Consider the following 24,862-nt stretch of genomic DNA (forward strand, 5'->3'; position numbering starts at 1 on the left):
TTTAATCGTTAATTAACCACAAAACCTGGTGGTCAATTTGCTCCGGAATCAGGTGGTCAGTTTGCTCCGGAACGGGTGGTCAATTTACTCCGGAATTAGGTGGTCAAATTGACCGGTTTTTCCAGTTAGAAGATCTTAAAGTGAAATTTGCTTTAGTTTTGACTGTTACCTCACCAAAAGCAGAAATAGATTTATATTCTAGTATATTGTCGAGATTTCCTGCTTTACTGCCAATTGAGTTAGATTCATTAGTAAATGTTGAGATTAATAATACACTAAAAGATAATTAAATATGAAATCACTAATTTATGCCTTCTAACTTACAGAAGGCATTTTTTTTTAAACTAACAGTATTAATTTTCACTAAATAATTTTTATTTTTATTTGTGAAATTAGGTATTTCTACTTACTGCTATATTAAATATATGATCGATTTTTACAATTAATTTATTTTAGATTAATGATTAAGATTTTTTTTTAATATATTTTAATGGAGTTGCTATAAGATGAAAATAAATAAAGATTTCTATTTCAATCCTTTTGCAAAATTGACAGTGGCTATATCTAATTCTGCTTTAAGAAAATATGCTAACAATTTTGATTCCTGTTCAAAATTGGAAGGTGAACTTCCAATTCTTCTTGATACAAATATACTTTTGGGCTATTATGGGATGTCACAAACTGAAAAGGAAAAACTTGTAGAATTTCTTGATAAATTAAAAGATAGAATTTTTTTAACAAAACAAATTGAAGAAGAATTTCTTAGAAATAGACTAACCGTTATTAAAAAAGATTTTTTTGGACCATTAAATAAAATTTCTGAAGATTATCTGAAAGTAAAGGGTGATATTGAAGGGCTTTTAAAAAACTTTCGTGACAACAAAAAGAAAATTCTATCTCAAGATTATCCAGATTTATTTAATAAGCTTCAGGAAATAGAAGAAGAAGTAAAAGCAACCTTAAACGATGATACATTCATAAAACAGATAAAAGACAGGGTAGAAGAAACTACCTCTAATAATAAAAATATTGCGTTAATTGATGGTTTACTGGAGAAAGTTTCTAAATTCAAAATTACTGAAGCTTTAGAGGAGGAAGAAGTTAATTTCTTAACTGAAGAATACGAGAAGCAGGTTACTGCGTATAAAAACGAAAAAGAAGTAAGTAGATGGAAGATTGCATTACCAGGTTGTGGCGAGACTAAAGAAGATGCGATTGGAGATTACATAATATATCATGAGGCATTGAAGTATATGAAAGAACACAATACCTCTATAATTTTCTTAACGAATGATGTAACTAAAGGAGATTGGCTACAATTTGATAAAAATCCACATAACCATTACATCGAACAAACCTACAGATTAACAGAAGAGATTTTCTATATTATTCATGCAGAAAAAACACTGACCGAAATTTCTTTTGAAAATATTCATAATTCAACAAATGAAATATTATATAATGCTCAAAAAGAGATAAGCGAAGTCATAAAAGAGTTTGAAAGCACAATAATAAGTATTGATACAGTTAAAGGATTTGGTTTTATTTATACTAATGATGGGAATATATTTTTTAGTCATGCAGATTTTGATGGTGATTTCCGAAGTTTAAATATAAATGATGTAGTAAAGTTTCAAATAGGAACTAATTTTAATGGTAAATTAAAAGCTACTGCTGTTCAGCTTATTAAATACGATTTTAATGATCCGAATATGCAGACTTTTAAAAGTACTATTAGCCATATTAATCAGTTTAGAGGCATCGGTTTTATTTCTCATCAACCAGAAAATCTTTATTTTCATCAGCAATTTTTAGAAAATAAGGACGATTTCGCTTTACTTGAAATTGGAAATGAAGTGGAATATCTGATAGGATTTAATGATGAAGGGGAAAAAATAGCAAGGAAAGTACGACATACTATTAATTAAGAAAAAATTAACAAATTAACAAACTTGTAAATCATGAATAAGTTTTTCTATATACTGGGTTAATAGATTAAAGTATTTTTTATTTACATTGAAATCTGAAGTGAAGTATTGTTGTGAATTAGATCAAATTATATATAGCAAAAACAAACTCTTTTTCGTATTTAAGATGTTTTTTAGAGATAAGTATTAAATAAAATATCATTTATAATAATCTTAGATTATTCCTTCTGAGTTACTACATTATCAAACAACTAATATTATTTATTCAATAAAAGGATGTAATTTTTAAATTTTTAAAATAAAAAAATATAAACTCAGAACTTTTTCGCAACCTTATCTATAAACATCAATATAGGTATTACATGTTCAATTGAAATCCCAGCAACTCCACAAAAAAAGGAAGATACTTAAACATATCTTCCTTTTTTTATACTGGTTTGTTTATTGCGAGTAAGATCCAAACAAACTGTAACGACCTAAAGATGTTTTATAACATAGTCGATAATATCTTTAATTATTTCGTCTACTGCATTTTCTTCAGGGTTAAATGTAGTTCCGTCAAAATATCGGGCATCAGTACCATTTCCGGTAGGAGAACGATGATGTACATCAATAGAATCTCTCCAAAAATTAGCATGATTTTTCCATTCCTCCTTATTTACCAAGGCTGGTTCTGTGAACCAAAGATTCCACGACAAAGTATTTCCCGCCTGGAGCATATTCCCTGAACCAAGGTTAAAAGCTTTCATTATTAATTCATTAAAACCATCAACTACTTTATCCTTAGTCAACTTAATATCCCCAATTTCAACGGCAAGATAGGCCGTAGCAAATGCCTGATCGCCATGTAATGCAAACGAAGGATTATCAAATTGAGGGTTTAATCCGTGTATCACTTTAAAAATCGGCTGATCGGGATTATTCTGTTCGTGTGTAGTAACTCTTATCGCGTTCTCTTTATTCAATGGAAATTTTGGAAAACTATATTCCAATAGAGGCCAAATTTCTTTTATCTTATCCCCTTGCTGCTCGTTTGGTGTCAACCAAATTTTACCCTCAACAGTCATGTCTATTGCGACTTCTTTTGTCACTTCATTAACCCAACCTCTTTGACCGGTAACAGTAACCTCAACATTGATACAAATTTCATCTTTAAGCCAGACCCCTTGTTGTGGACAGATAACAGAATATACTCTTCCTTCATCCGTATAACCAGCTCTCGAAATATAAGGCGCAAATTGCTGATAACATCTCTTCGGGTCAAAACTTCCTTTTTGTGTTTCCCAACTAAACTCAGGCCACCTTACACCAAGCTGGCGTTGCAAAAAACTAATATTATCCATATTACTTAACATCGGTAAAGAGGAAAGATCTCTGGTTGGGTATAACATAGGTGAACCCGCTGGTGGAAATCCACCAACCCATCCGATTGGAATGGGTGTATTTTCATTGTTTTGCATGATTTTTCTACTGTTTTGGTTTGAGTAATAAATCTAAACCAAAATAAAATCTTACATCCACGTAGAATTACCTGTTTTTTTAATGCTCTATTTTAAGATTGTAAAAGATGATAAGATTGAGATAAACTATTTAATTGTAGCCTCAGCGGATCCACAAAAAAAGTTGGTAAATTCAATGTTTAAAGGCTTTTCGTGGGTAACATCTTAAAATTAACGTAAATCAAAGACTTTAAACATCTTTTCGTATTTCGAGTTGTTTAATAAAATAAACAGGTTTAATACCGGTCTTTTTATAAAATGCGGTTGAAAACGATTCCGCATTATTAAAGCCAAACTCAACAGCCAGCGCCTGAATGGTGTACTTCTGTAATTTAGAATCTTCTTCTAAAGACTGTAAAGCATAGTCAATTCTTAAATCATTAATATACTGTACAAATGTTTTTTCTTTATAGGTATTGACCACCTTAGAAACATATTTACTATTCGTTTCAAAAGTACTTGACAGTGACTGAACCGTAACGTTTGAGAATAAGTACCCTTTTGTTTTTTCGAAGTGAGTTAACTTCTCTAATATTTGTTCAACTAATTCTTCGTTAATACCAATATTTTCGATTCCAGATTTGACACTTCTGACTTCTATTTCATTATTTGTTGATCTGTGTATTCCTTTTTCAAACTGAGATGGCTGTCTCTTTTTGATTCGATATATATAAAACCTAACAAATGCGGCAATAATTACGACTAAAAATAATACCCCAATACTCCAATGCAATTCGGTTTTATCATTTATAGTTGATTTTGTCAAGTTTTCTTTTTCTAAAATCAAATAGAGAGTATTATATTCTTTTTGAAATTTTTTATTTCCCTCATTATTCCAAAAAGATACCTTAAGTTCTTTGTAAGACAGCTTTACCGGGCCTCTCCCTGAATTTTGTGCATATAGAAGAACGGTAGAGAGTAATAAAAATTTGAGAATATAGTTCCTATAATGAATCATATATATTTAATTTCCTACAAAAATAAAGCAACTTTATAGAATTTGAAGTATAAATACCTAAAAAACACAAGGCTCCAAAAAAGATTCAACAAACTAAAAACCAACAAGTTAAACATGTATTTATTTCAAATTCAGGAATTAGGTATCGATATTCCTGAATTTCGATATCTAACATTTGCGAGTAATCTGTTCTTTGCCTAGCTTTGAAATAATTAAGGTAAGATAATTTTTACATATTTGCGCTACTGCAAGAATTAATTAACTTTTTAAATGTAATTGGCCATTACAATACACTGATTCAAAATTTGAGGAATCAAAAAACTGAGGATTGCGAAAAAAAATAAACCGCAATTAAGTATTAACAATTTAAAACATAAAATTATGAATTTAGAAAATTTAAACTTGGTAGAGCTTAATGCTCAGGAAGTACAAGAAATTGATGGAGGCATTTGGGGAGTAATTTTAGGTGCTATCGCGACTGCATGCATTGCGGATTGGGATAATTTTGAAAGAGGTCTTCGTGGTCTCCCATGTAAAGATTAACATATAAAACGTCTAAATTATAGTATTCGATGAAAGATACATTTCAAAATATTGACAGAAAAAAACTTAAAAAAAATATTATAAGGGTTACTATTTTCATTCTTCTTTCATATGTCTTTTCAGAATGGAATGCTATTGAAGAGTTTTTTAAAAACTATTTTTAAATATAAAATTATTAAATCATGGAAAATTTAACAGAATTAGAATATAGTGAAGCACAAGAAATTTGTGGTGGAGTTACGTTTGCCTATAGAGTTGGCGAATTTATTAGATTTGCTGGTCATTCTTACCTTATGGGAGTATCAAGAGCATATGAAATTGATTATGCTTGGTAATATTACTAAGGGAGAAAAAGTAGAGCTAGCGGAGTTTAAAGAACCTTTTTTTACAAAATTAAAGAGGCTGTCTTAAAACAGCCTCTTTATTAATCTTTATTGAAATCAAAACATATGATCTCAAAACTAAAAAAAATCATTCAAGATCTTCAACAATGGCAACTAATAGTAATTGTAATTCTCGTTAACCTTTTAAACAGTTATACTTTTAACGTTCTTGCAGAGTTCTTTAGTAGTAATTTAAACAAAGGGTTTAATGAAAATTACACGATTAATGAGAAAATAGTTTTATTTGTTATTGTAGCCCCACTTCTTGAGACTTGTTTATTCCAATATGCGGTTATTGAAATTTGCAAAAGCCAAAAAATGGCACTCAAGTATTGTTGTTTAGTATCAGCTTTGATTTTTGCCTTAATGCATCTCTATAATGTTTTTTATTTTTTATTTGCTTTTGTTGCTGGTATCTTGTTAGCGGGTTTGTATGTAACAGGCAGAAGCGTTAAAAATTCAGTCTTAATCACATTAATTGCACACACGATTTATAACGGTATTGTCTTTATCATGAAAATTTACTTCCCTTAAATTGGTTGGTGCAAAAATTGCAATCATAGACGCCCTATACTTAATCACCTCATACTATTCATAGTGCACTTTATCTTATGATATTTAAACCAATAGGTGTTTTGCAATCCCACTCCTGAAATCCTGATTTTGTAAGTTTTGAGATTTTGGATTTGAAGGATCGATTATATAACAACATTACTATAATACTGTATTAAATGAAATTATCTACATACGGCTTTCTAATTCTAGGTGTATTATTTGGCGTTGGATTCATCACATCGTTAATTAAAGATGGGGTTCAAGAGTTATTTTTTATTGTAGTTCCTATTTGGGTGTATAGAATTTATAAATTAATATTTTTTATCCTTTTTATCTCTGCTTATTTTAAAATTAGAGGCAACGAACGAAAAGTTTAAAGCAATTTGTAATAATTTTTGGAAGCTAAATTTATAGTATAGCTACTGTTGTCTTACTATATTTTTTAAAGCATTAATCTTTTAAATGTGTAATATTTGGCAATACAATAAAGAGAATACGATATAAATTTATTAACGCGGGAGTAAAATTAAGCCCGAAAAATAATATACTTTTTATGGAATCAAACAAATTAAGCGAGACTTTTTTAGGTAAAAAGGACAAACAAACACTAACTATAATTTACACAGTAATAATCCTTACCTGTTTTCTATACTTTGCTGGTATGGCATGTGGAGAGGCATTATTCTATTTACTAAACTAATTCTCAACAAGCTATGAATCACGATCTAAAATTATTAAAACGTATCAATATCATTATTTTGATAGCAACATCTATTTATTTCGTTGGGCATTTTACGGGGCATTTTTTAAAATAAAAGAAGAATGAACTTTAGTTCGGACCCAATAAATACTCTTGAAAATCTTATCGCCAAAAACAAAACAAAGAGTTTTTCGATCTACTTTATCATCCTCTTGTCTATCATTGCTTTCTTGGTACTCTTACGTGTTATTAAAGTGGATATCAGTAGTCAGAGTCGTGGTATTATTCGCAGTAAAACGGACAATGTTCCGATTTCAACTATCGTAAACGGAAGAGTTAATTGGATTGGCTTGAAAAATAATGCGTTTGTTAAAAAAGGAGATACACTTATCAAAATTTCTAAGGAAAATCTGGAGAGTGATCGAAAAACTCAGGATACATTGTCAGAATCGGTTACAGCATTGTTAAAAGATGTTTCCAATCTATTACAAAATAAAACCACTCATTTATCGACAGCTGCAGCACGGGAAGACATACTGAAGTTTCAGTTTGGAAAAAATGAACTACAAAGCAAAATTTCACAGGCACAAATAAATCATGACCGCAATAAAATTCTGTATGCCAAAGAGATTATTGCTAAGGCCGATTTTGAAAAACTTCAATACGAATTGCGTTTAGCCGAGCAAGCCTTACAAAGTTTTATAAGTCAGCAAAAATTGACCTGGGAAAATCAAAAGAGAGATCTGGAAGATCGTTTAAAAAACCTCAACGGAACGGTCGGCAAAATAAAGGCAGAGTCTAATAACTATGTTGTTTTAGCCCCTGTTTCCGGCACAATAGAAAATTATTCCGGCGTTCAGAAAGGTTCTTTTTTAAATGCTTCACAAGCTATTGCTACAATTTCACCGGCAGATCATCTAATAGTCGAATCTAATGTTTCTCCAAATGATATTGGCTTAATTAAGAAAAATCAAGTCGTAAAATTTCAGTTAGATGCCTTCAACTATAACCAATGGGGCATGCTGAAAGGAAAAGTAATCGATATTGACCGCAATATAACCCTACAGGACGAACAGGCTTTTTTTAAAGTACGCTGTGCTTTAGATTCCCGAACGCTCCGATTACAATCAGGTTATACAACCACTGTTTCAAAAGGAATGACCTTAACTACAAGATACTTAATAACCCGCAGAAGCTTATTCGATTTGTTATTTGACAAAATAGACGATTGGTTAAACCCGAAACAAATATCAGATCCTAAAAAAAATGGCTTCAATAAAAATAAAACAACATGATGTTAAAGATTGTGGTGCTGCTTGTCTGGCTTCTATCGGAAATCATTTTAAAGTTAATCTGTCTATAGCCAGAATACGCCAGTTTGCCAATACCGATAAACGTGGTACAAATGTTCTGGGGATTATTGAAGGTGCAGAAAAAATGGGCTTTACTGCCAAAGGAGTAAAAGGAGGTTTAGATGCTTTAGATAAAATTCCGCTTCCCGCAATTGCCCACATTGTTGTTAAAGAACAGTTGCAGCACTATGTAGTAATTTACAAAGTAGAGAAATCTAAAATTACGGTCATGGATCCGGGCCTTGGAAAAATAGTAATCTATAGCCCCGAAGAGTTTCAGAAAACATGGACCGGAGTATTGATTCTCTTTGCACCAAATGATGATTTTAAAACACGAAATGAAAAAACGGCACCCCTAAAGCGATTTTGGAATTTAATTCAGCCACACAAAACCATTTTAATTCAGGCATTGGCTGGTGCCCTATTGTTTACTGTTTTAGGATTGGCAATGTCTGTTTACATACAAAAAATCACCGATTATGTTTTGGTAGATGGCAATCGAAGACTCCTTAATTTACTAAGCTTTTCTATGATCGCTATTATTTTGCTTCAGGCTTATATCGGTTCCCAAAAAAGCATTTTTGTGATGAAAACCGGACAATTAATCGATGCAAAATTAATCCTGGGGTATTACAAACATTTATTGCATTTGCCACAGCGCTTTTTTGACACCATGCAAATAGGCGAAATTATTTCACGAATAAATGATGCCGTAAAAATACGTTCGTTTATAAATGAAGTTACGATCGAAATGATTGTGAATGTTTTTATTGTGATTTTCTCGTTTGCATTAATGTTTACCTATTATTGGAAACTTGCTTTGGTTATTCTTCTTGTAATTCCATTTTATGCCATAATATACTTTGTCTTAAATAAATTTAATAAAAAAGTAGAACGAAATATCATGGAGAATGCGGCCGAACTGCAAACTCAATTGGTCGAAAGTATTACACATATCAGAACGGTGAAAGAATTTGGAATAGAAGAATTTTCAAATTTAAAAACTGAAAACAAATTCGTAAAATTATTGTTTAGCACTTATAAATCAGGCTTAAACGGGGTATTTGCGGGCACTTCTACACAGTTTTTAGCTTCTGGATTTACAGTAATTTTAATGTGGTTTGGATCCGGGTATGTAATCGACAGAGCAATTACCCCGGGAGAACTGTTTTCCTTTTATGCTTTGATTGGTTACTTTACTTCACCGGTTGCCTCTTTAATAAGTATGAATAAAACGGCTCAAAACGCCTTAATTGCTGCCGATAGGCTTTTTGAAATTATGGATTTAGAAAGAGAACAAACAGAAAATAAAATTGAATTAAAGAAAGAAAATTTGGGCGATATAAAGTTCGAAAATGTCTCTTTTAGATATGGATCCCGTCTGGAAGTTTTTAAGAATTTCAATGCCATATTCAAAAAGAATGAAACAACGGCGATCGTAGGAGAAAGTGGCAGCGGAAAAACAACTTTAATTTCATTGCTGCAAAATTTATATCCAATTAAAGAAGGTAAAATCTACATTGGAGAATACGATACGAACTTCCTTCACTACCAAAGTTTAAGGAATATAGTAGGGGTAATTCCCCAACAACTCAATTTGCTTTCGGGTACTATAATTGAAAATATTGCTTTAGGTGATTCGTTTCCCAATATTCAACGAATTTTAGACTTATCAAAACAGTTGGGAATTATTGAATTTGCAGAGAAATTACCTAATGGTTTTGAAACCCAAATAGGTGAAAATGGGGCCTTGTTATCAGGAGGTCAGAAACAACGAATTGCAATTGCAAGAGCACTATACAAAAACCCTGAAATCTTATTGATGGACGAAGCAACATCATCATTGGATACAAGCTCTGAGATGATTGTTAAACAAACCATAGACAACTTCAAAAAACAAGGCAAAACCATTATTATCATAGCCCATAGACTAAGTACGATTGCCAATGCTGATAAAATTATGGTTATGCAAAACGGAGAAATTGTAGAATCGGGCAATCATCATTTTTTACTGGAAAAAAAAGACAAATACTTTGACTTATGGAAAAAGCAGAGTTTAATTTAAATCATAGTTTTTTGTAGTACTCCTAAGTATGAGATCTAACTATTTAACTCATTCAAAATTTAATACAATTCTAAAATAAAAGCTAACCACAGCTGCCACAGAAATTAAAAAAGCCCTTCAAAGTGGAGTACGCTCCATAGAAAGGCTTTTTGTTTATAGAAACTAATTCAACTATAATTCGGTAATTTCAAGGACAACGCTTGTTTCAACTTTAGAAGAGGAAACTCGTAATCCAACATTCATTAAGTAATCTCCTGTAAAAGCTTCTCCGGATTCTTCGAGAGATTTCTTTGCTTCGGGCATTAGATTGATCTCTTCTACTTTGTAGGTTTTATTTGGATCTAAGCCCTGAAGACGAACGGCATTGTACTGCGGATCGTAAAGCGGATGAAGGGTATACGAAAACAATACAGCCTTGCTTTTTGACTCGTTCACATACATTAATACAGCGCGGCTTTCGTCATAAGGAGAAATGATGCGGTACAGGTCACCATGCCAAATTACCGGGCTCAGTCGTTTGTAGTTAGCCACTGCATCCTGACAGTATTTCAATTCTTTTTCTTTAAGTTCTTTCACATTAATATCAAAGCCCAGCTTACCCATCATCGCCACATCGGTTTTGAATTTAATCGATTGATTTCCCCATGATGTTACGTGATTACAAATCGAAAAGGCCGGAAAAAACTGTGAATAACCCCATTGTATAAATACTCTATTGAAAGGATCGGTATTGTCACTTGCCCAAAACTCTGTAAAATACTTCAGCAATCCATAATCCGTTCTTCCACCGCCTCCGGCGCAAAGCATCATTGGTAAATTTGGGTATTTCGTTTTAATTCGGTTCAAAACTTTATACAAACCCTGAGTGTATTCAATAAACAAATGCGACTGCTGGTTTTTTAAATAAGTGGAATAGGCATTGGTCATCATTCGGTTGCAATCCCATTTAAAAAAAGCTACTCCTGAATTGGTTTGCATAATATCGTCTACCGTTTTGAATACAAAGTCCTGCACTTGTGGATTGCATAAATCTAAAACCAACTGCGTACGGTAATAACTTTCAGGTCTGTTGGGCAATTTCAATACCCAATCCGGATGTTTTTCATACAATTCACTCTTCGGATTAACCATTTCGGGCTCTATCCAGATTCCGAATTTTACTCCTGTTTTTTCTGCTTCCTGCATCAGGAAACCGATACCATTTGGCAATTTTGTTTTGGTAGCCTGCCAGTCTCCAAGACCTGATTTGTCGCCACTTCTCGGATATTTATTTCCAAACCAGCCATCATCCAGTAGGAACATGTCAACCCCTAAAGTTTTGGAATCGGCAAACATGTCTGTCAATTTCTTTTCATCAAAGTTGAAAAAAGTAGTTTCCCAGTTGTTCAATAAGGTTAGACGAGATTTTTCACCATCTTTAACCCCGTATTTTTTGGCCCATGAATGCAGGTTTCTGCTGGCCTGCCCTTTTCCTTTATTTGAAAAAGTATATATAAAAGAAGGTGTTGTAAATATTTTTCCAGGCTGAAGATTGTATTCGGAAGCAAATGGATTAATTCCTGAACTGATTCGCAGTGAATTTTTATTGTCCAACTCAAAAGCAAACTTAAAATTTCCGGACCAGGCAATCGTTCCCGCTACAAGCTCTCCTGAATTTTCATTAGCCTTAGCATTAAGTGATAAGAAAAAAACCGGTGTTTGGTACATATTCGTGCGAACTCCTAATTTCGAATCAATCACTTTTGTACCGCTTGTTAATTCGCTTTCCTGCATGCGAACTTCTTTGGCCCAGTCTCCGTGAAATTGAGTTAACCAGTACTTATCGGCATCAAAATGCAGCATTGATGATGCATAATTGTATAACATAACTGGCTTTTTTTCGTGGTGCACAATTTCCGTCCACTGCTCAATTGTGTTTTCATTGTAAAATGCTTTATAATGCAGCGTAACTTCTACCGGATATGCAGGATCTTTAAGTTTTATGATTGTTTCGGCAGTATTGGCATCTATTTTTTGTGTACTGTGGCTTACATAGTTTAATTCCAAAGAGGGATTACCGTCATTATGTGTCATTCTAATGGCCGGTTCAAACAAATTTTCTGTTCCGTAGGTTGGATAAGCCTGATGTCTTAAATTAACCAGGGGATTTCCGTCGTTTATAACAAATGTCTTGGTACTCTCTTTTGAAACTGCCGTATATGCTGAGTTATCTTTGAGTTTCGTTCCTAAATACGACTGATAGAGCAAGCCATTTTTTCCCACTTTTAAGATCAAAGCAGTATTTTGAGTTTCGATCTGGATTTGTCCATCCTGCGCGTTAGCTTTACAAAACAGGAATGTAAAAGCGAATAGAAATAGTATTTTTTTCATAAAATTGGTTTGGTAATAATAAGTGGTTCTTTCTTATTTATGGTTTGCAAAATTCTTTAGTAGTAACACCCTTTCGCTCCTTTGCATGCTGAGATCCCAATTGCGTCATAGTGTTCTTCTCATTACGCTAATCATTTATGTAAAAACGAGTTCCAAAAGTATAATAATCACAGGTTGCTCCATACCAGTACCCACCAGTTTATTTTGGCGCATTACAAAAAGTAATTTGTTTAAATAGTATCAAATTTTTAATTATGATACTATATTATCCACTTTTAACCTCATCAAAGGTCATTTTTATCATTAAAACAAAAATTCTAATGCAATCTCATTTTGTCCGTTTTGGAGCGAAAAAAATCTTTTTGAGTACTAAAAATCTCCATTTCAGAAATCCGGAAAAGAGCTTTAGAACAAGACTATTTTACTATTTGGCCCCAACTATTTCCCACTTTTAAATTTGCCAAAAAATTCTCCCCTCTTCCTCCCGTTCTCAGATCATTCATTCGTTGCACAAGCTATAAAAACAAGAAAATTCCTTAATTCTAAGTCGTTCTTAAATTTATGCTTTATATTCATATATTATCCACTTTACTTTTTATATTAATTTATTTTAAAACATTTTTTTAAACATATCGTAAAAAAACTGGTAGGTACTGGTATGTAAAAGTGTCGAACGTTTATACTTTTGATTTTCACATTGATCTCTTTTTCACAAACAAACAGCAAGTACTCCACGCATCTTGTTTGTTTATAAGAAGAAAAGAAAGTGATCAGTTAGTGTCAAATTAGAGAACACATTACTAACCAAAAAACCACCAAGAAAACCATGAAATTATTAACCAAAGACAAGCCAAAATATGATTGGCTTACTACTGAAATCTGGAAGGTTACCAAGCTAACATCGGGATTTCTATTTGCTATGAGCTTACAGGTTTCGACCGCAGCGGAATCTAAAGACATCAAATTTTCGTCGAAGTTGAATTCCACTCCACTTATAGAGTGTAATGCAGCCAACAGAAGATTAACTATTGCCGGACTGGATGCTACAAACAGTTCTGCTCTTTTATTCACAGAACAAAAAACAATTAAAGGAAAAGTAACCGGTACAAAAGGGGAGCCTTTACCGGGAGTTAACATTACAATAAAAGGAACCAAAACTGGCGTGACTACTGATTTCGACGGTAATTTTTCAATAGACGTTCCGGATTCTAACAGTATACTGGTTATTTCATTTACAGGTTTTGTAACGAAAGAAGTTACCGCCGCGAATGCCTCAATTATTCAACTTGAAGAGCAAAATCAAACCTTAAATGAAGTAGTTGTCGTGGGGTACGGAACTCAGAAAAAAGGTACTACAACCGGAGCAATTGCCTCTATTAAAGGATCGGCTCTGACCCAAAATGCTTCCGCAAACGTTTCAAACGGTCTTGCCGGACGTGTGTCGGGAGTAATTGCCAATAATCGTTCGGGAAGACCGGGTGATGACAGTTCCAGCCTTTTAATTCGAGGATTTAATTCCTTTGGAGGAGGTACCAGCCCACTGGTAGTCGTAGATGGTATTCCGGATCGTGATTTGAATAGAATTAATCCCGATGATATTGAGTCGGTTACGATTTTGAAAGACGCATCGGCTGCCATCTATGGGGTTCGTTCTGCCAATGGAGTAATCCTTGTGACCACTAAAAGAGGTAAAGTTGGAAAACCAACGATTAAAATTGATGGTTCTTATGGGATTCAGCAATTAACAAGAATGGACCAAAGGGTTAATTCCTGGGAATACATGACGTACTATAACGAACTGAATGCCAACAAAGGTACAACGCTTCCTTATACACAATCTGATATCGACAAATACAAAGCGGGCAACGATCCGAATTACACGAGTACAAACTGGTTAAAAGAGGTGTACCGAAAAGATGCTCCGCAGGCTAACGTTTCTCTTTCTGTAAACGGAGGTAATGACCAGGTGAAGTATTTCTTTTCCGGTCAGTATTTAAACCAGGAAAGTAATCTTAGAAACAGTGACGAAAGATACAGACAGTTTAACTTAAGATCGAATATTGATGTGAATATCTCTTCAAACTTAAAAGTTAACCTGGATATCGCAACCCGTAAAGAGGACCGAAATTACCCGGCTGTTAGTATTGGAAGCATTATGCACGAAACGGTAAGTATGTATCCTTTTATTCCGGCTTACTGGAAAAATGGTTTACCATCTTCAGGAATTGCCAACGGAAGAAACCCTATCTTAATGTCCTCTTCGGCGGCAGGTTATGACAAAGTCGTAAACTTAATCGTAAACCCAAAAATAGGGTTCGACCTAAAATTGCCAAAGATTACAGAAGGCCTTTCTTTAAACGGTTATGCTGCTTTTGATTACAATGTTCGCAGTCAGAAAAAGTTCACCAAACCATGGGATGCTTATTCTTATGATAAGACAAATGACAGTTACAACAACGTAAAAAACAGTACAAGTATAACGAGTGTATTGCAAAACGAGCAAATTACGAATCAAAATACTTACTTCTTAAAGTTAGCTTACGATCGTAAATTCAACAAACATGCTTTTAATGCCTTTGTAGGATACGAGCAAACTACTACCGACAAAACCGAAACAGTCGCTTATAGAAGAGACTTGTTAAGTGACCAATTAGATCAAATTTTTACCGGAGGTACCAAAGGACAAAATGCAACCGGAAGTGCTTATCAGGATGGAAGAGCGAGTTACTTAGGCCGTATTGGTTATAATTATGACAATAAATATTTTGCTGAAATTTCTTCCCGTTACAACGGATCTTTCAACTTCCCGTCCGCAACTCGTTGGGGGTTATTCCCTGCAATTTCAGCAGGTTGGAAAATATCTGAAGAGCCTTTTTTCAAAAACAATATCAAAGCGATCGATCAGCTTAAATTAAGAGCTTCCTGGGGAAAAATGGGTAATGATGATTTGGGCGAATGGATTAATGGTGTGTTCTATCCGAACCAGTATCTTTTCTTAACCAGATATCAGTTAACGACGAACCAACAGAATTACAGTTATTTTGGTTCCGATTATACCTTAAACAACAGCATCTATCTTTCGGCTACGCCTAACCCAAATATTACCTGGGAAGTACAGCACTCTACAAACGTTGGTCTTGACTTTGGATTCTTAAACAACAAGTTAACAGCCACATTTGATTATTTCAGTAACAAAAGATCTGATATTTTAACGGCTAGAAATGCGTCTGTGCCTTTATACACCGGATTGGCACTTCCTAAAGAAAATATCGGAGAAACGGTTAACAGAGGAGTTGACTGGTCTATAAATTATGCCGATACCAGTAACCCATTCAAATACAGTGTTGGTTTTAATCTTACCTATGCACAAAGTGAAGTGTTGTTTCGTGACGAGGCTGCGAACATTCCTGAATGGCAAAAATCAACCGGAAAAGCAATTGATTCCTGGTTAGTTTATCAAACAAACGGCATTTACCGCACTCAGGCAGATGTAGACAATTCTGCTCATTTTGAAGGGGCAAAACCGGGAGATATTTGGGTAAAAGATACAGATGGTGATGGTAATATCACTTCAAATGATAAAGTTAGAATTCCGCAATCGGCTACCCCAAAAATTGCTTACGGTATTCCGATGAGAGCCGAGTACAAAGGTTTTTCTATTGATTTACTGTGGACAGGGCAATCAAAGGCCAAACAAATGATTCTTCCACAAGGACAAGGAGCAATCGTTGCACCGCCAACCTGGTTATACAATGACAGATACACAGCAGACAATCCGAATTCTAAATATCCTGTCGCCTTTAATGACTCTGATAATAAAAATAATATTCCGGCCGATTTTTGGTTGAGAGATGCCTCTTTCTTTAGATTAAAATCATTGGAAGTATCCTATGTTTTACCACAAAATGCACTTTCCAGATTTGGCGTGTTGAATATGAGAATTTATGCGGGAGGAACTAATTTGTTTTCCATCGATCACATGAAAAAGTACAATCTTGATCCTGAAACAAACAATACAACAGGAATCAATTATCCGCAAACCCGTATCTACAGAGTCGGTGTAACTATTGAATTATAATGGTGCAACAAAAAAAATATCTAGACATGAAAAATTATAAAACCAATACACTAATCACTATAAAAAAGAAGGCGCTTATCCTTGCCTCTTTTTGTATCACAATTGCCTCTTTTACTTCCTGCAGCGAAGATCCTCTGGACAAAGTTCCTTTGGATTCGTATACCGATGCAACGGTTTGGAATGATCTGAAACTTGCTGAAGCTTTTGCAAACAATCTGTACAATGTTTTACCAAGCACGCAACACAACTGGAACGACAAAACAAACCGCAGCTGGATTTTGTCGACTGCCTGTGACGAAGCTTTTAATAATTTTAACGATTACGACATCTGGACTCTAAATTCAGGAGCGTTAACACCTGATAATGCAAGTGATTTTGATATCTGGAAACCTACCTATGCTACTATTCAAAACTGTAACATCTTTTTGTCCCGAATTGATAATGTTCCGGGTGACGAAGCTGCCCGCAACAGATTAAAAGGGGAAGTGACTTTTTTAAGAGCTTACGCTTATTTTAAACTAACAAGCGATTATGGCGGAGTTCCACTGATCACAGCTCCTTTTGATTTAAACAGTAATTTTAACGTGGATCGCAGTACCTATGAGCAATGCGTTGATTTTATCGTTACCGAATTAGACAAATCTGCTGAGTCATTACCATTATCCTCTTCAAGTCTTGGAAGAATTACTAAAGGTGCTGCACTTGCTATTAAATCAAGAGTATTGCTTTATGCTGCAAGTCCGCAATGGAATACTACTAATGATCTTACTAAATGGAAAAAAGCATCAGACGCAGCAAAAGCGGTTATTGACTTAAACATTTACCAGCTTTATGACAAAAAGTATGAAGATCTTTTTACTACTAATAATTCAGAAATTATCTGCTCACGTTTGTCCAGTAAAGATCCGCAATGGAGTGCTTTTAATGGTGTAGAAATGTTTAATTCGCCGAGTGGTTTCCACGGTTGGGCCAATTTTGCGCCAAGCCAGAGTCATATTGACGCGTACGGAACTGCCGACGGAAAAGACATTACCGACCCATCATCCGGTTATAATCCACAAAAACCTTATGTAAACAGAGATCCTCGTTTTTACAAAAACATAGTGTACGATGGACGTGCTTATGGAAAACCAGAATTTTTCAAAGATCGTTACGATGCCGGAAGCTCCAATAAAGCGGAGTTTTATGAAGGAGGACTAGATTCTCCTCAAGGTTGGGATACCTGGAATGCCAGTAAAACGCGTTACACGTTCCGTAAATACTGTGATACAACATACAATTACAACAATGAAACGCAAACAAACAAAGCATGGATTATTTCCCGCTTAGGCGAAATTTATCTGAATTATGCTGAAGCGCAATTCAAACTGGGTAATGAAGGAACAGCCATACAATATTTAAATGCGATCAGACAGCGTGCAGGAATAACAAATCCGTTGACAGGTTTGACCGGTACAACTTTAGAAAACAAAATTCGTAATGAAAGACAGGTTGAGTTATGTCTGGAAGGGTTTCGTTATTATGATGTTCGTCGTTGGAAAATTGCCGAGCAAACAGAAAATAAACCTTTGATGGGAGTTGTAATTACCAAAAATGGCGACGGGTCAAAAACCTATACTTATACGAAAGTACAGGATCGTTTTTTCAAACCTCAGCATTATTTATTGCCAATTCCAAGGAATGAAACGAACCGAACAAATCTGACTCAAAACCCGGGTTATAATTAGAATTTGTGATTACAGCATCTCTCTAAATAGAATTTATAAAAGTTTAATTAAACACCTGGAAACGTAGGTTTCACTCTTCGTAAAAAAGAATACAAAATCTATGTTTCTAGGTGTAAAAGGAATTAATGCATTTTAATAAATTATCAGTGTCATGGTTATAGTCGATCGAAAAAACTGGTAATTCTGCAAACCCACTCTGTAAATTGTGTGGGTTTGCTTTTAAAATTGTACCCCTAATGGTAAAATCAATCCAATTAGAAAATAGTGTTATGAAGAATCGATTTATAATTATAGTTGCAAATTGTTGTATGTTTTTTACGGCAATTGGTCAAAACACTACAACTTTCAAATCATCAGATCCTGCCATAGAGCTGGCTTTTAACCGTGCAAAAACGATGGCCCTGAGCTACAAGGGAAATTCAAATGATCCGGTTGGTCCCTGGTATGAAGCGGCACTTCCTTCCCGAGCTGCTTTTTGTATGCGGGATGTAGCACACCAAAGTATTGGCGCGGAGATACTCGGATTATATAAAGAGAACAAAAACATGCTTTCGCTTTTTGCCAAAAATATTTCAGAAAGCAAAGACTGGTGTTCGTATTGGGAAATCAATAAATATGGAAAACCGGCACCAGAGGATTACCGAAATGACAAAGAATTCTGGTACAACCTCAACAGTAATTTTGATGTAATGTTTGCCTGCTGGAGATTGTATTTATGGACAGGAGACGAAAGCTATATCAAAAATCCTGAATTTGAAAACTTCTTCGAAAAATCGGCAACCCACTATATTGAACGCTGGGTGCTTGATGCGGACTCTTTGTTAACAAGACCAGAATTTCCAAACGCTACGGTACCCTTTAATATAAAAGATGATTTTCATAAATGCCGCGGACTTGCCTCCTACTCCGAAGGAATTCCGGGTTTAAAAATGGGTGTAGATTTAGTTGCCGCCATTTACCGTGGCCTGCTCACCTACTCTGCTGTTTTAAGACAAAAAGGAGAGAATCAGAAAGCGGAATTCTTCGAAAAAAAAGCCGCAAAATACAAACAACAAATTGAACAAAACTGGTGGGACAACACCACCTCAACCTATAATGTTATCTATACCAGTAACGGAAATTTCAGCAAAGACGGCGGAGAACTTTTTCTCTTATGGTTTGATGCTTTAACTGATGCTACCCGCACTAAAAAAACAATTGAACACATTATTTCACAAAAAACCAATGTCGAAAATTTATCTTATCTCCCTTTTTTACTATACAAGTACGGTTTTGGAGATAAGGCTTACGAAACTATTTTACATTTAACAGATCCTGCTACAAAAAGAAGAGAATATCCCGAAGTTTCGTATGGGGTAATCGAAGGCATTGTCCACGGTTATATGGGAATAGAACCTGATGCGACAACAAAAACAATCACTACTTTGTACCGTGGAAAAAACAACACCACCTCTGAATTAGACAACTTGCCCATTTTAAATACACTCCTATCTGTACAACAAGAAACCAGGGAAACAACGCTTCATAACAAAGGAAAACTCCCGATTCAATCCAGAATTATGTTCTCCGGAAATTATGAAACGATACTTCTAAACAATAAAAAAATTACCGCCAGCCATAAAAAAGATGATAACGGAAATTCCTATACATTTGTTGATGTCCCGCTAGATTCAGGACAAAAAGCAACTGCATCTTTAAAATAATAATAAAACAACTAAAAAAAATTTATCTAATAAACAACACAAACAAATACTACTAATACGATAAATAATAAGCTGCTGGCGGTAGTTATTTTTTAAAATACCTTACCAATACACCCCACGAACAAACCTTAATTTCAAAATAAACTTAATGATGAGATCCTTTCAAAAAAGACGAAAACACCTTTTATTTGCCATTGTCGCTTTTTGCTTCATGACAAGCAGAGCATTTTCGCAAGAAGACCGTCGCTGGCTAATCGATCAGGATGGTTCTATTTCCTGGCAAATAAACAACAACATTCCGCACGAAGATCATATTGAAATGAGTGGTAAAAAAGTTTCCTGTGTTCTAAGATACGGTGTTGCCGCTGACGGTTCTTTTCACGCTACCCGTAGTTTGGTCTGGCCAATGCTCAGAACAATTCCTAATAACACCCATGCCAGTTTAACACGCCGGTTTGCACAGGATGGCTTTAATCAGGTAACTGTGAATTATAAACCTATTGCGGCAGAAAAAGTGGTTTCACTAACCCTTAACGGAACATTGCTCGTAAAAAGTAAAGCCGGTAATACACTTGAATTAACCAGACAATTTTTCCCTTCAACCACTTTGGCAGGTTATTGCGAAATTTACACTCTAAAAAACATCTCTGATAAAAACTGTGTAGTAGAAATTCCAAAATCGAATGCCGTTTATACTACAGATCCGGCAAAAGGAAAAGAAGGTAGTTATACGCTACATGTAGATCTTTTTAATTCAGGAAACTATAATCTCAAAACCAATGAGACGGTTAGTTTTTCTGTTTTCTACTCCGGTGTCAAAGCAGGCGAACAAGCTCCGGTTGTTAATACAGCCGAAGAAAAAGACAAACGCATCCAATTTATCAATGAAATATGGAACAAACTGATCTTAGAAACACCCGATCAGGTTTTGAATACCGAATTTGCTTTTGCCAAAATCAGAGCTTCCGAAAGTATTTTTGATACGAAAGGCGGTCCTATGCACGGACCAGGAGGAGAATCTTACTACGCGGCCATTTGGGCCAATGATCAGGCAGAATATATTGGTCCGTTCTTTCCTTTTTTAGGATATGAATATGGCAATCAGGCGTCATTAAATGCTTATCTGCAATTTGCAAAATTCATGAACAAAGAGTACAAACCCATTCCGAGTTCGATTGTTGCCGAAGGTACTGATATTTGGGCCGGAGCTGGTGATCGTGGAGACGGAGCAATGATTGCTTACGGAGCTTCGCGCTATGCGCTTTCGAGAGGTAATACCGATGAAGCCAGACAATTATGGCCCTTAATTGAGTGGTGTTTGGAATATTGTCATAGAAAATTAAATTCTGATGGCGTAGTAACTTCCGATTCTGATGAGCTTGAAGGTCGTCTTCCTGCAGGGAAAGCAAATCTGAACACCTCATCTTTGTACTATGATGCTTTGAATTCTGCTATTTATCTAGGCAAAGCACTCGGAAAAAACGAAGCACAGCTTAAAACCTACAAGGCGGAGGCTGAAAAACTAAAAGCAGCTATTGAGAAATATTTCGGAGCTAAAGTCGAAGGTTTTGAAACTTACAAATACTACAAAGAAAATGACGTTTTAAGAGCCTGGATCTGCACACCGCTCACAATGGGCATGTACGATAGAAAAGAAGGAACGATAAACGCCCTATTCTCTCCTCGATTATGGACCAAAGACGGACTTGCCAGTGTAGCCGGTGATAAAATTTTCTGGGATCGTTCGACTTTGTACGCCTTACGAGGTGTGCTCGCAGCGGGAGAAACAGATAAAGCACTTGATTTTTTACATTATTATTCCAATCGCCGTTTGTTGGGAGACCATGTTCCCTACCCTGTAGAGGCCTATCCGGAAGGCGATCAGCGTCATCTTTCGGCAGAAAGTGGTTTGTATTGCAGAATTTTCACCGAAGGATTATTTGGTATCCGACCGACAGATCTGCACCGTTTTGACTTCACGCCACGTCTTCCTAAATCCTGGTCGATCATGAAAATGCGCCATATCAACGCGTTCGAAAAAGATTTTGACATCACCGTGGAGAGAGTTGATAAAAAACTAAAAATAACGGTCTCTGAAGGTAAAAAAATAATCAACAAAAAAGTTATCGAAGACGGAAGTACAGTAAACATCAGCCTTCAATAAAGTAAGACCAAAATTAAAAGCGAGTTCTTTTACTAAAACTTTACTCGCTCCAAAGCTTTTAAAAACAAAACCTCGCCATCCAGCGAGGTTTTGTTTTTTGAACTTTATTGAAACATACAAGTGTGAAGTTTCAGAGGCTTGTATGGAGTTTCATAAGATCGCTTTGCGGAGATGAAACTAGTAAGTTCTTAAACAACTGTATTTACTTGTTATTTACCCAGGTTTTTTTTTAGAAAATGACTGCTTAATATGTTACTGTTTTTATTATACTTTTATTTTTCGGATTCATACATTTTTTCTTGAATTACATTTAAAAAAGACTTAGAATCTTTTTTCCTTACTCCATTAATTTTGATGCCAAAATGACTTCCCAAGCAAATGGTATCTGTGATTTTACCATTATGAAAAATTATTTGCATACGCACATCTATCTCATTTTGCTTTTTTTCAGTTTTCAATTTTTCATATTCCTTAGTGAATCTCTCGATATATTCTCTATTTTCTATTTTTTTATATTTTATATCATCTCAAAACATCTCACTTCGTATAGATTTACAATTAAGTCTAAAAGGAAAATGTTTATTCCCTTTGAAGTAAAAAAATTCTAAATATTGATTATCAACTTTTGGAGGTTCGTTTTTTACATTAAAATTTAAGGCCGAAAATATAATAATTGTTAAAAAGATGCTTTTCATAAGTTATATAATTTATTACTTTTTATACTTTTCAAAAGAAGGATTATAGAATATTCCTTGGTTAGCCATCTTCTGATTAAATTGCACGATGATGGCTAGTAACCCTGATACGCAAAGTGTCTCCGACTTTGTGCCAACTTACAAATATGCAATTTAAAACGAATCAGTCATAAAGTATTTGATTGTAAAACTAAAATGCTTAGATGCATTTCCTAGCAAAGAAAAAAAAACAATATTAAAAAATAACCGTAAAAAGTCGGAAGGTTTTTATCAAGATTACAATTTCTAAGAAATAAAAAAAGCGCAAAGTCAGAGACATTTGCACAACTTTTTAGAAGAACTCTTCGCAGAGTGGGGGAGGTTAAACCAATCATGATTACAAATTAAATGAGGATTTGCCTAGCGGAAGCAGGAGAATGTACGTCTATATTTAGCTCTTTTGGTACGTTTGATACTGCTTATAAAAGCAAAAACCACTCCGTGATAGAGTGGCTTGTATCTAGTTCTTTTTTTATGAATACTGATTAACAATCTAAACGATTTTTACTGTCATTTTCTTCTACTCTCTTTAAATTGTTCATTAATCTCCATTAATAGTTTTATTTTTTTTTGTGAATCATTATCTAGAGAGAAAACATCGTACTTTGTAGAATAATACAAAAATTTTATTTCAGAATACTTTTTAATCCAAAAAGCCTGCAAACCAATACTTGCATCATACATTACATAATCATCAGGACAAGCAGCTTTATAGACTGTATTTTTAATAGAGTAGTTATTAATTTTAGAAATTAAAGTCTTGTCTTTAACTGTAAATTCTTCGTCATTCAATATTATTTTCCATACTCCATTTTTTAGAAAAGCATACATTACATCATCATTTTGAATCGACAAAAAAGCATATGAAGAATTATCTTCACTAAATTTATCGATTATATTTCTTCTGTAAGTTGTAGCTTTCAAAAACTTTCTCATAGAACTTTTATCAAATGTTTCTTCAATTATACTACATCTTTGAACGATACTATCAAGTTTTTGCGCTACTATAGTATTAAAAAATAAGATCATTATCGATAGGTACAATATTTTTTCTTTCATAGTTCTATTATTTTTTTGGTACAATTGGTATCGGTAATGCTACTTTTTTAGAACCTAAAAGAGCTCCTTCTTCATCAGTTTTTGTTGCACTCATAGTGTAAGTTGTTCTTTGTTTATCTCCTTGTCCCATTTCTGATAAAGATTGATTAACAATTGTATTAGTCTCTATTTCTTCATTGGCCGTTCCTGTTACAGTATCCCATCCCGCTTCCAAGCCTGCTTTAGAATCACCTACAGCTGTTTCTCCTCCAACAGCTCTGGAACCATGAACTAATTCCTCTAAAAGTGCTCTAGATGGTTCTACTTTTGAAGTACCATCAACAAGCTTGTCTGGTGCAATGTTAGTTTGAGTTGGATTCCATGTTATAGTACCACCACTACCTTTTCCTTCAGTTGAAGCTCCTTTTCTGTCTGATGGAAGAAAACCTGTAGGCACTCTATTACCAGAATCAACATTAATTGTAACATGATTAGTTTTGTCATTTTCAATTCTTTCAATATAAGCTTTAGCTGTAGCTGATGAACTTTTTAATTCATTTATAGCTTGAACAACAATCTTTCGTTGAGCTTCATCTTTTGGTAAAATAATGTCTTTTGGAGACATACCATCTGGGTCAGTAAAACGCAGAGGATTATCGAAACAATAATTATAAGGACTGTATCTTCTCATTTTCTCTGCTAATGGGTCAATATTGCTCCAACCAGCTCTTGCAGGGTCATAAAGTCTAGAACCATAATCATACATATTCAGTCCTAGTTCGTCTTGCAATTCCTTTCCGTTGTATTTATACTTATTCTCTACACCAGTTTTAACATTATTATAGCCTTCGTGTTTTAATCCAAACGGATAATAATTATTTTCTTCTTTAATGGCCAGTGTTTTATCATAACTCAAACGAACATTACCTAAATGATCCTTGTACTGATAGATATATTTATAAGAACTTCCAGAAGGCTCTACATAACCTTCGGCTGTTGGGAAAAACTTCAAAATACTGCTGTCATACTGGTAGCCTCCCAGATAATCTGTTTTTATGGCAGTTC

General features: G+C 34.4%; 16 protein-coding genes. 10 read left to right on the forward strand and 6 right to left on the reverse strand.

Translation table 11 applies throughout. The features are described 5' to 3' along the window. Positions 1–506: 506 nt before the first annotated feature. Positions 507–1,928, forward strand: coding sequence for a PIN-like domain-containing protein (locus ACN1CN_RS21825; protein ID WP_419137661.1), 1,422 nt, complete (start codon positions 507–509; stop codon positions 1,926–1,928). Positions 1,929–2,404: 476 nt separating this feature from the next. Here the strand turns inward: ACN1CN_RS21825 and ACN1CN_RS21830 are convergent, their stop codons facing one another. Together ACN1CN_RS21830 and ACN1CN_RS21835 are read right to left on the reverse strand one after the other, a co-directional pair. Beyond that, positions 2,405–3,388, reverse strand: a complete 984-nt coding sequence (locus ACN1CN_RS21830; protein WP_419137663.1) for a hypothetical protein — start codon at positions 3,386–3,388, stop codon at positions 2,405–2,407. Between the two features lie 229 nt (positions 3,389–3,617). After that, positions 3,618–4,193 carry a helix-turn-helix domain-containing protein gene (locus tag ACN1CN_RS21835; RefSeq protein WP_419137664.1) on the reverse strand — a complete coding sequence of 192 codons (576 nt, stop codon included), beginning with the start codon at positions 4,191–4,193 and terminating at the stop codon, positions 3,618–3,620. Positions 4,194–4,766: 573 nt separating this feature from the next. Between ACN1CN_RS21835 and ACN1CN_RS21840 the strand changes: the two genes are divergently transcribed. The 5 genes from ACN1CN_RS21840 (at position 4,767) to ACN1CN_RS21860 (ending at position 9,983) form a co-directional block, all read left to right on the forward strand. Beyond that, entirely contained in the window at positions 4,767–4,928 is a 162-nt protein-coding gene (locus ACN1CN_RS21840; RefSeq protein WP_419137666.1) for a class IIb bacteriocin, lactobin A/cerein 7B family, read from the forward strand. A gap of 182 nt (positions 4,929–5,110) precedes the next feature. Beyond that, the gene (locus tag ACN1CN_RS21845) at positions 5,111–5,263 is read left to right on the forward strand and encodes a hypothetical protein (RefSeq protein WP_419137668.1); all 153 of its coding nucleotides are present in this window, start codon (positions 5,111–5,113) and stop codon (positions 5,261–5,263) included. A gap of 114 nt (positions 5,264–5,377) precedes the next feature. Further along, positions 5,378–5,845, forward strand: coding sequence for a lysostaphin resistance A-like protein (locus ACN1CN_RS21850; protein WP_419137670.1), 468 nt, complete (start codon positions 5,378–5,380; stop codon positions 5,843–5,845). Between the two features lie 843 nt (positions 5,846–6,688). After that, positions 6,689–7,861, forward strand: a complete 1,173-nt coding sequence (locus ACN1CN_RS21855) for an HlyD family secretion protein (RefSeq protein WP_419137672.1) — start codon at positions 6,689–6,691, stop codon at positions 7,859–7,861. After that, positions 7,833–9,983: a peptidase domain-containing ABC transporter gene (locus ACN1CN_RS21860; RefSeq protein ID WP_419137674.1), complete on the forward strand. Its 2,151-nt coding sequence runs from the start codon at positions 7,833–7,835 to the stop codon at positions 9,981–9,983. Before ACN1CN_RS21855 ends, ACN1CN_RS21860 begins: the two co-directional genes overlap by 29 nt. 171 nt (positions 9,984–10,154) lie before the next feature. On the opposite strand, the gene ACN1CN_RS21865 is transcribed toward ACN1CN_RS21860, so the two are convergent. Continuing rightward, the gene (locus tag ACN1CN_RS21865; RefSeq protein ID WP_419137676.1) at positions 10,155–12,353 is read right to left on the reverse strand and encodes an alpha-galactosidase; all 2,199 of its coding nucleotides are present in this window, start codon (positions 12,351–12,353) and stop codon (positions 10,155–10,157) included. Between the two features lie 826 nt (positions 12,354–13,179). Here ACN1CN_RS21865 and ACN1CN_RS21870 point away from each other — a divergent pair. The 4 genes from ACN1CN_RS21870 (at position 13,180) to ACN1CN_RS21885 (ending at position 22,025) form a co-directional block, all read left to right on the forward strand. Next, positions 13,180–16,431 (forward strand): SusC/RagA family TonB-linked outer membrane protein, encoded by a 3,252-nt coding sequence (locus ACN1CN_RS21870; RefSeq protein ID WP_419137678.1) that lies wholly within the window; start codon positions 13,180–13,182, stop codon positions 16,429–16,431. Positions 16,432–16,457: 26 nt separating this feature from the next. After that, complete coding sequence (locus ACN1CN_RS21875) at positions 16,458–18,158, forward strand: RagB/SusD family nutrient uptake outer membrane protein (RefSeq protein WP_419137680.1); 1,701 nt, start codon at positions 16,458–16,460, stop codon at positions 18,156–18,158. Between the two features lie 236 nt (positions 18,159–18,394). After that, positions 18,395–19,861, forward strand: a complete 1,467-nt coding sequence (locus tag ACN1CN_RS21880) for a hypothetical protein (protein ID WP_419137682.1) — start codon at positions 18,395–18,397, stop codon at positions 19,859–19,861. Positions 19,862–20,009: 148 nt separating this feature from the next. Further along, entirely contained in the window at positions 20,010–22,025 is a 2,016-nt protein-coding gene (locus tag ACN1CN_RS21885) for a hypothetical protein (protein ID WP_419137683.1), read from the forward strand. A 272-nt stretch (positions 22,026–22,297) separates the two neighbouring features. On the opposite strand, the gene ACN1CN_RS21890 is transcribed toward ACN1CN_RS21885, so the two are convergent. The 3 genes from ACN1CN_RS21890 to ACN1CN_RS21900 form a co-directional block, all read right to left on the reverse strand. Continuing rightward, positions 22,298–22,483, reverse strand: coding sequence for a hypothetical protein (locus ACN1CN_RS21890; protein ID WP_419137685.1), 186 nt, complete (start codon positions 22,481–22,483; stop codon positions 22,298–22,300). Between the two features lie 786 nt (positions 22,484–23,269). Further along, positions 23,270–23,818 (reverse strand): hypothetical protein, encoded by a 549-nt coding sequence (locus tag ACN1CN_RS21895; protein WP_419137687.1) that lies wholly within the window; start codon positions 23,816–23,818, stop codon positions 23,270–23,272. A 7-nt stretch (positions 23,819–23,825) separates the two neighbouring features. Continuing rightward, positions 23,826–24,862 (reverse strand): RHS repeat domain-containing protein (locus ACN1CN_RS21900; protein ID WP_419137688.1); only part of this gene is annotated, 1,037 nt, incomplete at its 5' end.

The sequence above is a fragment of the Flavobacterium sp. T12S277 genome, assembly GCF_048514875.1.
Classification (GTDB): domain Bacteria; phylum Bacteroidota; class Bacteroidia; order Flavobacteriales; family Flavobacteriaceae; genus Flavobacterium.